Below are 13,280 nucleotides of genomic sequence, written 5' to 3'. Positions count from 1 at the left end.
CGTTTATCAGCTGACGACTGCTTCGCCGCTTTTTATCATTGCGGTATTACAGCACAGCTTTAGTGCATGAGCACTAAAAGGCTCAAACACTTGTTTAAATTTTGTTAACTACACCAAGAATTAGCTCTGAAACTAGCTCTGGGCTCTCTAAATGACAATGATGTCCGCCAGGAATCGTCTCTATATTCAGAGGACTATGCGCTGATTTGTAGCGATTATGCTGCAAATGTCGGTATCCATCATCCCCTAGGATTATTAATTGAGGGCATTCAATAGCCGCCATAATCGCTTCAGCGTGCGCCTGTGACATTCGATATAACGAGTCACATTTTAGATTAGGGTCGTATCGCCATTGCCAAGAGTTCTCAAACTCGACAATACCTCGCTCAACAATAGGAGCGATTAATTCAGCATTAATTTGGTTGGCGTGAGCTCTCAGCTTAATAGCATCCTCAAGGCTTGCCAGAGGACGTGAAGGCTTTCTTCGCTGTCGAAGACGACTAAGTACCCCATCCCTCAAGCGAGAGACTGTTTCGTGGGGAGCTTCAGAAAGAGGTCCGTGACCTTCAATTTGAATTAATCCTGACACCTTTTCAGGAAAGGCGGCACTATAGCAACTTGCTATCAATGCACCAAGTGAATGTCCTACCAGTACCAGTCCGTTTGGCGATAATTTGGTCACTAGCTGGTGTAAATCATCAATATAGTCGTGAAATGGGTAGTAACTCCCCGACTTATGCGACGAGTAACCGTGCCCAAAAAGATCGATCGCAACTAAGTGAGTATCTGAAGAAAGCTTAGAGACTTGCTGCATGACCTGAGTAAAACTTGCGGAATTGTCTAGCCAGCCATGAATAAAAACGACCGTCGTTACGGTCGTTTGTGGGTTGCCAATCTGTTGTGTTGCAAGTGTCCCGCTCGCAAGGGAATATGACTGTTCAATCATTGATAGTATGGTGTCCCTGTCATTGGGTATGTCGAGTTAAGGTTCGACTATTGCACATCTTGAATCACACGCCCTGACTTAGGCATGGTTTGAAAACTGCGACAATGTAAACTGCGGCAAGAGTAGTAAGTTGGCGCAAAGTCATTAATAACCACTCTTTCAGTGATCTGCCATAAACGTTGATTGTAGACATTCATGACTGGGAAAGTGTAAGGGTATTCACCAACCATACCGTCTTCAGTGCTATTTGATGTGCCAACTAAAGTAACTAAACGACCCTCAGCAAAGCTCAATGGTTCAACATAGCCGTCAATGTAACCAACAAAACGTCCTTTTGGTTCGGCATCAATATCAGGCTTACCACTACTAGAGATAGGTAAGTTCACCACTTCAACACGCGTTTTATCTTTCAGATTAGTGACTTTAGCAATCACGCCACCCAAACGAACATCACCGGCATCCGGTAGTGTGTTTACCCACTCTTGGTAGTCAGTTACCACCTGTTCTGAGTTTGCATTAAGTTCTTTAGGTAAAGAGGAGCACCCCATCACCATCGTAGAGAAAGCGACAAGGAAAAATAAGCGAGATTTAGATATGAGAGAATACATAATGCAGCTCCTTAGAGCAGGATAAATGAAAACACAAAGCTAGATATAAATATCGACCCCAATTAGCTTTGCAAGTTCCTCTTTTTTAGCTTGATTCATCACATCCATATACTCCTCCATCGCACGTCGTCCGCGCCCTTCTGGAAGATCATATTGAATCTGAGCCTTGTGAATCTCAGACTCTTTGACCTGGCGAATAGAATGCGAGACAGCATTCGCAACCTTAGTTGGCTGACCAACAGAGGTCTTTGCATCGCCTTTTTTTACCTCATTCTTTTTGTTGGTTCGATTGGTTTTAGATGTATTGCCTATCGAAGAAGGAGGTAAGCCGTTGATTGAAACCATGCTTAAAGAGTTTATTACCTGACTTTAATGATTGTGTATCTAATTTTAATAACGGCTCTACAAAATAAACTGCAGAGCCAAAGTAATACGTATTTACTCGCGACCAGGCAGTTTTTTCCAAGTCACTTTATCACGTAGGTAAACCGGCTCAGACTCTTCAGCAGCAACCGCTTTGCCTTCAGCATAAGCAAATTGAGCAAGGAACGCCATGTCTTGAGCTTCTGGGAATAGCACTTCACACGCTTTGGTGTTGATCGCTAGTGTGTCCATGTGCTCTGCATATGCTTCCCAACCTGTGCCTACTTTCGCCCATGTGTTGGAGTCCGCTTCAAGCTGTTCAGCCAATTCGCTTGGAGGCGTTACACATTCCGCATCGACCGCAGTCCAACGACCATCATCTTCACGGCTGTAACGAGCCCAGTAAACTTCACTCATGCGAGCATCAATTGCTGTTGCAACATGAGTTTCGCCAAATTTACGGTAGCTGCCTTGCGCCATCGCTGCCAGTGTAGACACACCGATCATCGGCAAATCAGCACCAAAAGCTAAGCCTTGAGCAATACCAATGCCAATACGTACACCCGTGAAACTGCCCGGGCCTTGGCCAAACGCGATCGCGTCGATATCGGTTAAAGCAACATTCGCTTCTTTCAGTACTTCATCAACCATAGGTAGAATTTTTTTCGTATGGTCTCGAGGTGCCTCTTCGCTACGTGCGAACACCTGGTCACCAATTACTAGTGCAACTGAACAGTTTTCAGTTGCGGTATCTACTGCAAGAATTTTCGCGCTCATTTGTGTCTCAAATATTCGTTATCTAATCTAAAAATAATGGCTAAGCTCAACAATGCTAATTACTCAGCAGCGGTTGAATGGTCTTTAGCTAAGAATTCTTTAATGACCCCTAAGTCACGAGTACGTGGGATAGGCGGTAAACTCGCCAAAAATATGCCACCGTAATCGCGAGTCACTAATCGGTTGTCGCAGATAATCAAAGCGCCATTATCGCGCTTATCACGTATCAATCGACCGACACCTTGTTTCAAGGTAATCACTGCGTCTGGCAATTGTACTTGTGCAAAAGGATCACCCCCTTTCAACTTACAGTCTTCAATTCGAGCCTTAAGCAAAGGGTCATCAGGGGCTGTAAAGGGCAATTTATCGATGATAACACAGCTTAATGCATCGCCCCTAACATCTATGCCTTCCCAGAAAGCACCTGTGGCCACCAGCAATGCATTACCTAATTCCATGAATTCTGCTAAGGTTTTTTGCTTACTTGTCTCACCTTGCAGCAGAACGGGAACCGAGAGCGTTTCGCGGAACCGTTCACCCAACTCTTTCATCATGCTGTGTGAGGTACATAAGAAGAAACAGCGACCTTGGTTTTGCTCAATCACAGGGGTCAGCATTCTTACTAGCTTGTCCGCTAAGCCCGGGCTATTCGGTTCTGGTAGATAGCGAGGCACACACAAACGCGCCTGATTTGGGTAATCAAACGGGCTCGGTAGTGAAAATTGTGCTGACGGTTTTAGCCCAAGCCGTGAGGTGAAATGGTCGAAATCGTCCGACACCGCCAAAGTTGCAGAGGTAAACACCCAAGCACCCGGTTTTAGCTCAATCTGCTCATGGAATTTGTCGGCGACTGAGAGTGGCGTGATGTGCAAAGCAAAGTGTCGTGGCGTGGTGTCATACCAATACGAATAACCAGTAATCGACACGTCACATACACGTTCAATGCGCGATTTGATCATAGTGGCGCGTTCAAAAGCCGTGTCTAACAACTGGCTTCGACCCAATGCTAATTTCAATACATCAACGGCCAATTGCAACGCATCTTGTAAGCGAACTAACTCTCTCGCAATCGACTCTGACTTCAATGCTTCACGCCAGTTACCGCGAAAGCCCGTATCGCCAAGCACAATGCGTAGATCGGCTGACGATTGAACGAGCCTATCCCCTACTTTCTGCAGTTGGCGCATGTCTTTGGCTTCAGTTCGGTAAGCAATTTCAATGTCCTTGGCTAGCTCTTGGATCTGTCGGCTGGAAACCGATTGTCCGAAGTATTGGCTAGCGATATCGGGAAGTTGGTGCGCTTCATCGAAGATAAACACATCGGCTTCAGGTATCAGCTCACCAAACCCGGTTTCTTTGATCGCTAAATCCGCGAGAAACAAGTGGTGGTTCACTACAACAACATCAGAATCCATCGCTTTTCTACGCGCCTTCAGCACAAAGCAATCGGTGTAGCTTGGGCACTCTTTGCCTAAGCAGTTGTCGTTAGTCGAGGTAATGGTTGGAATGACCGGGCTATCTTCAGCAATATCATCACAGTCACCTAAATCGCCAGTTTGAGTCGCTGACGACCAACTGCGCACTTTCACCAACTGAGCTAACAGCGTTGGATCGGTGTGAGTGCCATGGCTCTCGATCATTTGACGACTGAGCCTGTCCAAGCACAAATAGTTTGAACGGCCTTTGAGTAACGCAACCTGACCATAAAAACCAAGCGCATCGACCATCAATGGTAAATCTCGGTGAAACAGCTGTTCTTGAAGGTTTTTAGACCCCGTACTGATGATCGTTTTCTTACCACTCAGCAGTGCTGGCACTAGATAAGCAAACGTCTTACCTGTTCCCGTTCCCGCTTCAACGACCAATTGGCTCTGTTGTTCAATAGCCTGTGAAACCGCTTCAGCCATGTCTAGCTGAGCTTGTCGAGGTTGGAACCCAGGGATCGCTTTACCCAAAGCACCATCAGCAGAAAACGTTTTAGATATCATAGAGTACGAAGTTTAGAAAAATAGAAGGCGAATTATGGCAGGTTTAGTGAGCCGGCGCGAATCAAGAATGACTTCGCACCGGAGGTGTTTGGTTTGGGTTAAGCTACCTAGAAGGTAAGAATTGAAGAAATAAAAATCAAAGAATCGTTATTATTTTCGGCTGAGATAACGCGACAACCAAGGGGCGCCTTCAAAATGATTATCGCAAGGCTGCATGGCTTTCACTGCATCGGTTGGTGAGGTTTTACTTTCCCACATTTCATCTAGAACATTACCATCTAACTCTGTACTTCCCGCTAATGAATTCACTCGTTTGCAGTACAGTTTTTTTGCTAGTAACTCTTTATCCATAAGTATCACCTCTATTTTTGGCCAAAGCGTCAATGCCTCGGTTGAAGTTCAAATGCGTACTACGGTCAAAACTTGAAAAATGAAGCTTCTGCCTTTTTTTCTATCGAAAAACTGATATTTCTATATAAAACAATTTATCGATGCGATAAATGAGCAGCAGAATTTGTTGAAACCAACTTGATAATAGATTAATTATAACGGTGATACTGCGGCTCAGTTCACCGTTCGACGGCCTGCATTAAATTTTGAAGAATCCCGATTTCATATAATAAGTGCAACATTCATGGAAGTAAGATGCAAATGGAAAGAAAAACTTTATTAACACATTGTACTGACGCCCCAGGCCTCATCTCAAAGATCACCAACATTTGTTATAAGCACCAACTCAATATTATTCACAATAATGAGTTCGTTGATAACACAAGTGGCCACTTCTTTATGCGCACAGAGCTAGAGGGCTACTTCAATGACGAAACCTTACTCGCCGATTTAGACCAAGCCCTGCCAGAAAACACAAAACGTAAGCTGGTTGATTCATCTCGTAAGCGTGTTGTGATTCTGGTAACTAAAGAAGCACACTGCCTTGGCGATATTCTGATGAAGAACTTCGATGGCAGTTTAGATGTTGATATTGCGGCAGTAGTTGGTAACTACGATACACTGCAAAGCCTAACCGAGCGTTTTGATATCCCTTACCACCATGTTTCTCACGAAGGATTAAACCGTGAAGAGCATGAGAAGAAGATGTTGGAAGTCATTGACCAGTATGAGGCGGACTATCTAGTGCTTGCTAAATACATGCGAGTGCTGACGCCGGGGTTTGTTGAGAAGTACAACCACAAAATCATCAACATTCACCACAGTTTCTTGCCTGCATTCATTGGTGCTAAGCCATACCAGCAAGCTTACGAGCGCGGTGTGAAGATCATTGGTGCAACGGCACACTTTGTGACAAACGATCTCGATGAAGGTCCAATCATCAAGCAAGATGTTATCCCAGTGGATCACAACTTCAACGCGAAAGACATGGCACAAGCGGGTCGTGACGTAGAGAAGAACGTGTTGAGTAAGGCTTTAAACAAAGTGATCAATGATCACGTGTTTGTTTACGGCAACAAGACCGTGATTCTGTAGGTCGGAGGTTCGATTTCCGGTAAAAATTCCAGTTAAAACCCAATAAAAAACGCGCAATAGGGTTAATCCATTGTGCGTTTTTTGTATCTGATGATCTGAATAGCTTTATGAGATTTCCGACTACGGGAATGACGAACTCGGTGATGAATCTTATAACTATAGGCCCTAACATGCGCCCTCGAACACTCAGACTGTCAGCATCTAAAGATAGACCTCGCAAACACCATCAAACACCCCGTCATTCCGACGAGCCTAGGCGAGATCAGGAATCTATTCCCAGCCACTCTCGAATCAAATTAGGCCTGTTCTGACTCAACAATCTTCTTCAAAGAGTGTGGATGCAGCTTAATGCAAATCCCTTGATGCTTGAATGCAACCGTTGGATTATTCAAACGTTCCCCCTCACCTTTCGGGCTAGAGAGTTTTATCTTAATGCCTTGATCTGCCAAATTTTCAAACTTAGCAGCGAACTGCGGGTAAGTCTCTTTAAGGTCTGCTAGATACTCATCGGCCGTTTGTGCGTGAGAAGGAATCACAAACTCTACATGCTCCCAATCTTGGCTCGGGTAAATCTTGCCTTCAGCTGGGTATGGAAGCTCTAAACATTCAATCTTCCAACCAAGGCTTTGCAATGGTTTATCGAAAGCCAACACCACAATGGGACGACCATTGATCATCGCTTCTGAAATCGTAGAGCCGTATTCAGACCATGCTTGATGTGCTGATTTCGCAAGCTCAGTTTCATTGATTCTTAATGCAATATGATCCGCTTGAGCAAAGCTTAAATCCAAACCCAGCACATTTCCGAGGTTCTCAATTTTCGTCATAAACGTATCAAGGCGTGCAATCATTTGTTGTGGTTCTAGTTCAGCTTGCTTCAGGCTCATCGTCATTGTCTATGTTCTCCAAATAATGGCAGCATGGTATCAGTTTTACTTCCAGCAACAAGCGCTGCTTTGACAAAAAACACTCAAAAAGTACCGTGTCTTACTTTCCTAAATAGACAAACTTGGCTTGGTCAAAGTTGATTGTCAAAAACCCCTCAGGAAATGTTAATTTTCTATCAATTCGACCTATAAGAAAGCCCACAAAATTGGTATGATTAACGCCATTTTTGTGAACTTAAACAGAGTCTGTTGTTCATTTCAGCATTAAATCGTTAACTAGAAGCATAATTAGCCAAATTTAATGCCCACGAAATAACGGCTACTCTTATTCATCCTTGAATTGAAGGAAACGCGTGTGAATATCCAAGCACTGATTAATGACAAAGTATCTCAGGCTCTAGAAGCCGCTGGCGCACCTGCAGGCTCTCCTGCGGCTGTCCGTCAATCTGCAAAACCACAATTTGGTGACTACCAAGCAAACGGCATTATGGGTGTTGCTAAACGACTAGGCACTAACCCTCGAGAATTTGCTCAAAAAGTATTGGACGTTCTAAACCTAGACGGTATCGCTTCTAAAGTTGAAATCGCAGGTCCAGGTTTCCTAAACATCTTCCTAGATGAAACGTTCCTGGCACAACAAGCAGACGCAGCGCTTGCTGACTCTCGCCTTGGTGTTTCAGCCGCAGAAGCACAAACGATTGTTGCTGACTACTCAGCTCCAAACGTTGCAAAAGAAATGCACGTAGGCCACTTACGTTCAACGATCATCGGTGATGCTGTTGTTCGTACACTTGAGTTTTTAGGTCACAAAGTTATTCGTGCTAACCACATTGGTGACTGGGGTACTCAATTCGGTATGCTTATCGCAAACCTTGAGCGCATCCAAGCTGAAACTGGTGAAGTTTCAATGGAACTGTCAGATCTTGAACAGTTCTACCGTGAATCTAAAAAGCTTTACGACGAAGACGAAGAATTCGCAGTGAAAGCTCGTGGCTACGTAGTGAAACTGCAAGGTGGCGACGCATACTGTGCTGAAATGTGGAAAAAGCTGGTTGACGTAACCATGGTTCAAAACCAACGTAACTACGATCGCCTGAACGTATCACTGACACGTGATGATGTGATGGGTGAAAGTATGTACAACCATATGCTTTCAAACATCGTTTCTGACCTACAAACACAAGGTCTAGCAAAAGAGTCTGACGGCGCACAAGTTGTATTCCTAGACGAATACAAAAACAAAGATGGCGACCCTATGGGCGTTATCGTGCAAAAACGTGACGGTGGCTTCCTGTACACCACCACCGATATTGCATGTGCTAAATACCGTTTTGAAGAACTGGGCGCAGACCGCGTACTTTACTTCATCGACTCTCGTCAGCACCAACATCTAATGCAAGCTTGGACTATCGTTCGTAAAGCGGGTTATGTTCCTGAGTCTGTATCTCTTGAGCACCACGCGTTCGGCATGATGCTAGGTAAAGATGGCAAGCCATTTAAAACTCGTGCTGGCGGTACAGTGCGTCTTGCTGACCTTCTGGACGAAGCAGAAGTACGTGCAACTCAGCTGATTGAATCTAAAAACCCTGAGCTAGCAGAAGACGAGAAGAAAACCATCGCGAACACAGTTGCAATGGCGGCTGTTAAATACGCAGACCTTTCTAAGCACCGTACCACTGATTACGTGTTCGACTGGGAAAACATGCTGGCATTTGAAGGCAACACAGCACCGTACATGCAGTACGCATACACTCGTGTCGCTTCAATCTTTGCTAAAGCAGGCATTTCTATGGACTCTCTAGAAGGTGAAATCAAAATCACTGAAGAGAAAGAGAAAGCCCTTATCGCGAAACTTCTACAATTTGAAGAAGCGGTACAGTCTGTTGCTCGTGAAGGTCAACCACACATCATGTGTAGCTACCTGTTCGAACTTGCTGGTCAATTCTCTAGCTTCTACGAAGCATGCCCTATCCTTGTGGCTGAAGATGAAACCGTTAAACAGAGCCGCCTGAAGCTTGCTGCACTGACAGCTAAGACTATCAAGCAAGGCCTGTCGCTTCTAGGTATCGAAACTCTAGAGCGCATGTAAGCGATTCGAGATTCGAGATTCGAGATTCGAGATTCGAGATTCGAGATTCGAGATTCGAGAAAATTAAAAAGGTTGATGTGAAAGCATCAACCTTTTGTTTTATCTAACGTATACTGATACCAATCGTAGTAAATAACTAATCATCCTAGCTGGTTAAAACGCTCGATGACTGCGTTAGAATTTTTGATTGTAGAGTAACTACTTATCAAAAAAATCTGCCTTGTTCTCAAACCTTTTTCCTGCGCTATTTCTGATCATTTACTTACTGTGATTGGTATGACTTCAAGAAATCGAAATGGATAATAATAATGAGCTTTGAACTTCACCCACAGTTAGCAAAAGACACCACGATTATCGGCGAATTTCCACTAAGCTTGGCGCTGCTAAGCAAAGACAGTGCAGTGCCTTGGGTTATCTTGGTGCCAAAACGCGCCAACCTAAAAGAGTTGCATCATCTACCAATGAAAGAACAACAGCAGTTCTTACTTGAGTCTCAAGCGGTAAGCCAAGCACTAGAAGCTACGTTCCAACCAGACAAGTTAAACCTTGGTGCGCTAGGTAACATGGTGCCACAGCTACACATTCACCATATTGCGCGTTTCAAAAATGACATCGCATGGCCAGGACCAGTATGGGGAAACACTAAAGGTGAGCAGCGTACGGAAGAAGAACAAGCTGCAATCCATACTCGTATCCAGAACGTTTTGTCGCTGAGTTCTATCTTCAAGAAGGCGTAATTTAAGTTGGTCTCATTGAGCTTTAAAACAAGACAGTTCAGAAAAGACACATAACAAAAAGCCGCTCACCTAAAATAGGTAAGCGGCTTTTTTATTGCCTAATCTCGTCGCTTTCAACGAGAGTATGAGACCTGAACTACATCATCACATTCAGTGACAAACCATCTTGTTTGCTGATGGTGTAGCGAATACGTGTTGTATGGCCATGTTTATTGGTGTCGACCAAGCGAGATATCTTGCCTTTCTTGACCCACACTCCCAGCATCGCATCGATACCGTCTTCACTTACCCCAAACTTAGATGCAAGCTCACTACGAGCAGCAACACCTTCGTTATCAATGTATTGATGAAGTTCAGTTAAAATCATACTACTTGCACCTCAAGTGCTTTTTGCTTACTGCCGATTTTCTTGAAGATGCGATACGTCACCACAAAACCACCAGCAATTGCAACCATCCATACCGCACTGCTGATTGGATGAGCAGCGAAGTTTGCTGCTTGATAATAGAAGGTCGCACCGAAGTAGCCAAGTGCCATTGTCCAAACGGCGATGAAGCGGGCAAACGTCTGACCAAATTCACGAACATAAGCACCCATCGCTGCCACACAAGGTGTGTAAAGCAAGATTAGGATTAAGTAAGCAAACGCAGCGTGGCCTGATACAAACTTATCTTTCAAGTTACCAAAGATCGAAGTATCAACCTCTTGATCAGCAGCCACAGAACTAGAGTCAGACAAGTCACCAACTTCAATGCCTAATGGATCTGAATAGCTCAAACCAGCAAGGTTTTCAGGAATGGTCATTACGGCTTCTTCTAAACTTGCCGCTAGATCAAACTCAGCCGCTTCTTCATCAGAAGGTGTAGTGTATAAGCTATTTAGCGTACCAACCACGGCTTCTTTCGCAAAAATACCGGTAATGATACCAACCGTTGCAGGCCAGTTCTCTTCAGTAATACCAATCGGTTGGAACACTGGAGTTACAACTTGAGCCGCTTTAGATAGCACAGAACTTTCACTGTCTTCGTTACCAAAACTGCCGTCCATACCTAATGAATTAAAGAAACTCAGAATTGCCACAACCATTACAATGGTTTTACCTGCGCCAAGCACGAAACGTTTCAGCTTCTGCCAAGTTTTCAGCATCACGTTTTGCACGGTCGGCAATTCGTAATCCGGCATTTCCATAACCAAGCTATCGCTGCTACCAGGATAGATAGTATTTTTAAGGAACAAGCCCGTAAATACAGAAGCCAGAATACCCATGATGTACAGAGCGAACACAACGTTTTGTCCAGCACCAGGAAAGAATGCAGCAGCAAACAGTGCGTATACAGGTAGACGAGCACCACATGACATAAAGGGTGCCATTGATGCGGCGAGTTTACGTTCGCGCTCTTGGTCAAGAGTACGCGTTGCCATGATAGAAGGTACGTTACAGCCAAAACCCAGAACAAGTGGTACAAATGCTTTGCCCGGTAAGCCAATTTTCTGCATCACTTTATCCAGTACAAATGCAGCGCGGGCCATGTAGCCTGAACTTTCTAGTACCGCTAAGAACAAGTAAAGCGCGGCAATAACCGGAATAAAGGTCGCAACCGTTTGGATACCACCACCAATACCATCAGCAAGAACGGTGACTAGCCAAACCGGTAAGTGACCATCTAATAAGTGATGTCCGCCATCAACTAATATTGCGCCAACACCAATATCGAAGAAGTCGATAAACGCGCTACCGATATTGATAGAGAACATAAACATTAGGTACATGATGACGAAGAAGAAAGGAATCCCGACCCATTTATTCAAAATGAATTGATCGGCTTTCTCTGTGAAATTACGGCTCAGTTTGCCTTCGCTGCGACGAACTCGTTTACAAAGTTCATGTAAGAAAGTGTATTTAGCGTCAGCAACAGCAAGATCAATATCCAAATCGGCACCAAGACGCACACTATCAATTTGAGTGCGAGTTTGTGGGGCCAAACCATTCAATACCAAGTAATCATTTTCTAAAGCACGAATCGCTAGTGCTCGGTGAGATACGTCAGCATCATCAAATTGTGACTCAACAGAAGGAATAAGAGCTTCTAACGCGACATCGTAATCAATAGAGATAGGATCAAGACTCACACCTTGAACCAGAAGCTTATGCAAACGCTCTTTAAAACGAACCACTTGTCCTTTATCGTTTGCTGACAAGCTTAGAACCGGGCAACCTAGCTCTTTTTCTAGAGCCTTAAGATTAATCACCTGACGCTCACGCTTTAATACATCCATTTTGTTCAATACAACGATCATTGGGCGACCCAACTCTCGCAATTGTAATGTCATGTATAAGCTTCTTTCCAAACAGCTAGCATCAACAACATTGATGATCACGTCCGCTGGGTGAGTAAGCACGGCGCGTGATGCAATAGACTCATCGATACTGTTTGCATCATTACCACTGTCTAGTGCATAAATGCCTGGTAAATCCGTTAACTGAAATTGATCCCCAGCGTGCGAATATAAACCGGTTTTCTTTTCTACGGTCACACCAACCCAGTTACCAACGTGCTGTTTTGCGCCAGTTAATGCGTTAAATAATGTTGTTTTACCACTATTAGGGTTACCAACAGTAAGAACTTGATAATCCATTTAGATAACCTCGATTTGTTCTGCAATGCTTTCACGAATGGCTATAGAAACACCTCTCACTTCAACTTGAAGCGGATCACCCATAGGTGCACGACGGATAAGTGTCACCTCGGTTTTTGGCAACATGCCCATAACCATTAGTTTTTTTCTAACGTCTGGTGTTAAACCTGTAAGTGCAACAATAGAAGCCGCTTTTCCTTGCTCTAGTTGTGAGAGTTTCATAAGTACCCAGTTCGAGATTGATAATGAGAAAGATTGTTATTACCGACATAATACACGCACATACCCACAATTCTATTGTGTGAAATCAATGTTTTCGAAAATACACTCTCGTAAATTTCGTTAAAAACGTTTACGTCAAAAACGTCACTTTCAACAATTAGTGGGGACTACCTTACTAGTACGCGTCAACCAGAAAACAATAAGGCAATAATAATCAACAACTTATAATAATGTCGGTTTTCTCACAGTCATCTGTCGTTAATTTTATAAGCAAAACAAGTCGCTACCCGTATAGTTACTCCATCGAAGAGAAACTCTTTCTCTTTAATTTTATTCCAGAGGTGATGTGGCTTGCCATATCACTCCGGCAGCAAGCGAAGGTGTCATTGGCACCCGTGGTATAGTCCCCCCGGCTATACCACGATATTTTTTTTCTTCCTTTTGTTTTAACCCAAAAACCTTTTTAAACTCCCCCAACTATCGTTATATCTCGTATCTCGTATCTCGTATCTCGTATCTCGTATCTCGTATCTCGTATCTC

General features: G+C 44.0%; 13 protein-coding genes. 3 read left to right on the top strand and 10 right to left on the bottom strand.

All coding sequences use genetic code 11. The annotated features are described in order from the left end of the window. Nucleotides 1-94: 94 nt before the first annotated feature. From AB6E08_RS08445 to AB6E08_RS08420, 6 genes are all read right to left on the bottom strand, one after another. Nucleotides 95-946 carry an alpha/beta fold hydrolase gene (locus tag AB6E08_RS08445; RefSeq protein WP_372063507.1) on the bottom strand — a complete coding sequence of 284 codons (852 nt, stop codon included), beginning with the start codon at nucleotides 944-946 and terminating at the stop codon, nucleotides 95-97. Between the two features lie 47 nt (nucleotides 947-993). After that, complete coding sequence (locus AB6E08_RS08440; RefSeq protein WP_009847301.1) at nucleotides 994-1,554, bottom strand: Slp family lipoprotein; 561 nt, start codon at nucleotides 1,552-1,554, stop codon at nucleotides 994-996. 39 nt (nucleotides 1,555-1,593) lie between these two features. After that, the gene (locus AB6E08_RS08435; protein WP_009847302.1) at nucleotides 1,594-1,899 is read right to left on the bottom strand and encodes a hypothetical protein; all 306 of its coding nucleotides are present in this window, start codon (nucleotides 1,897-1,899) and stop codon (nucleotides 1,594-1,596) included. Between the two features lie 93 nt (nucleotides 1,900-1,992). After that, on the bottom strand, nucleotides 1,993-2,694 hold the full coding sequence (gene tsaB / locus AB6E08_RS08430) for a tRNA (adenosine(37)-N6)-threonylcarbamoyltransferase complex dimerization subunit type 1 TsaB (RefSeq protein WP_012604519.1): 702 nt from the start codon (nucleotides 2,692-2,694) through the stop codon (nucleotides 1,993-1,995). A 59-nt stretch (nucleotides 2,695-2,753) separates the two neighbouring features. Next, a complete protein-coding gene (locus tag AB6E08_RS08425; RefSeq protein WP_372063505.1) occupies nucleotides 2,754-4,682 on the bottom strand; it encodes an ATP-dependent DNA helicase in 1,929 nt (642 codons plus the stop codon). Nucleotides 4,683-4,832: 150 nt separating this feature from the next. Beyond that, nucleotides 4,833-5,033 (bottom strand): hypothetical protein, encoded by a 201-nt coding sequence (locus AB6E08_RS08420; RefSeq protein WP_009847305.1) that lies wholly within the window; start codon nucleotides 5,031-5,033, stop codon nucleotides 4,833-4,835. A gap of 300 nt (nucleotides 5,034-5,333) precedes the next feature. Between AB6E08_RS08420 and purU the strand changes: the two genes are divergently transcribed. Continuing rightward, nucleotides 5,334-6,167, top strand: a complete 834-nt coding sequence (purU, locus tag AB6E08_RS08415; protein ID WP_372063503.1) for a formyltetrahydrofolate deformylase — start codon at nucleotides 5,334-5,336, stop codon at nucleotides 6,165-6,167. A 296-nt stretch (nucleotides 6,168-6,463) separates the two neighbouring features. Here purU and AB6E08_RS08410 read toward each other — a convergent pair whose 3' ends face one another. After that, complete coding sequence (locus tag AB6E08_RS08410; RefSeq protein ID WP_009847307.1) at nucleotides 6,464-7,060, bottom strand: VOC family protein; 597 nt, start codon at nucleotides 7,058-7,060, stop codon at nucleotides 6,464-6,466. Between the two features lie 349 nt (nucleotides 7,061-7,409). Between AB6E08_RS08410 and argS the strand changes: the two genes are divergently transcribed. Continuing rightward, nucleotides 7,410-9,143: an arginine--tRNA ligase gene (gene argS / locus AB6E08_RS08405; RefSeq protein ID WP_009847308.1), complete on the top strand. Its 1,734-nt coding sequence runs from the start codon at nucleotides 7,410-7,412 to the stop codon at nucleotides 9,141-9,143. A gap of 308 nt (nucleotides 9,144-9,451) precedes the next feature. Then, nucleotides 9,452-9,880 (top strand): HIT domain-containing protein, encoded by a 429-nt coding sequence (locus AB6E08_RS08400; protein ID WP_122046050.1) that lies wholly within the window; start codon nucleotides 9,452-9,454, stop codon nucleotides 9,878-9,880. 136 nt (nucleotides 9,881-10,016) lie between these two features. Here AB6E08_RS08400 and AB6E08_RS08395 read toward each other — a convergent pair whose 3' ends face one another. From AB6E08_RS08395 to AB6E08_RS08385, 3 genes are read right to left on the bottom strand one after another with little or no spacing between them, the layout of a single operon-like run. Further along, nucleotides 10,017-10,247 carry a FeoC-like transcriptional regulator gene (locus AB6E08_RS08395; RefSeq protein WP_009847310.1) on the bottom strand — a complete coding sequence of 77 codons (231 nt, stop codon included), beginning with the start codon at nucleotides 10,245-10,247 and terminating at the stop codon, nucleotides 10,017-10,019. Then, nucleotides 10,244-12,517, bottom strand: coding sequence for a Fe(2+) transporter permease subunit FeoB (gene feoB / locus AB6E08_RS08390; protein ID WP_372063500.1), 2,274 nt, complete (start codon nucleotides 12,515-12,517; stop codon nucleotides 10,244-10,246). Before feoB ends, AB6E08_RS08395 begins: the two co-directional genes overlap by 4 nt. Beyond that, nucleotides 12,518-12,739 carry a FeoA family protein gene (locus AB6E08_RS08385; RefSeq protein ID WP_004734203.1) on the bottom strand — a complete coding sequence of 74 codons (222 nt, stop codon included), beginning with the start codon at nucleotides 12,737-12,739 and terminating at the stop codon, nucleotides 12,518-12,520. It lies immediately after the preceding gene. Nucleotides 12,740-13,280 lie beyond the last annotated feature (541 nt).

It is taken from the genome of Vibrio sp. 10N.247.310.24, from assembly GCF_041467175.1.
Classification (GTDB): Bacteria; Pseudomonadota; Gammaproteobacteria; order Enterobacterales; family Vibrionaceae; genus Vibrio; species Vibrio tasmaniensis_A.
This window is presented reverse-complemented; position numbering and strand designations above follow the sequence as displayed.